Below are 348 nucleotides of genomic sequence, written 5' to 3'. Positions count from 1 at the left end.
TTAACTCTGAATATGATGACAGAGAAAATCGAAAAGTAGAAAGATTGATCAATACTGCCAAGTTTAGGTATAAAGCTTTTATGGAAGAAATCGATTTTGACAGTTCCAGAGGAGTAGATAAAAACTTAATTAACAGACTTGAGTTTTGTGATTTTATAAAAAACAAACAAAACATCCTGGTCTGTGGAAGTACAGGTGTTGGCAAAAGCTTTATAGCTACGGCAATTGGTTATAAAGCCTGTATGATGGGCTACAAAGTAATGTATTTTAATATCAATAAACTTTTCTCTAAACTTAAAATGGCTAAAGCTGACGGCTCTTACATAAAAGAAATTAATAAAATAGAAA

1 protein-coding gene is annotated in these 348 nt (G+C 30.7%); it reads left to right on the top strand.

The window, feature by feature from the left end; all coding sequences use genetic code 11:
• On the top strand, nucleotides 1-348 hold a 348-nt coding region (locus D0817_RS25080), incomplete at both ends, for an ATP-binding protein (protein WP_161568482.1).

Source organism: Flavobacterium cupreum (genome assembly GCF_003996965.1).
Taxonomy (GTDB): domain Bacteria; phylum Bacteroidota; class Bacteroidia; order Flavobacteriales; family Flavobacteriaceae; genus Flavobacterium; species Flavobacterium cupreum.
Note: the sequence above shows the minus strand (reverse complement) of the source record. Positions and strands in the feature narration are given on the sequence as shown.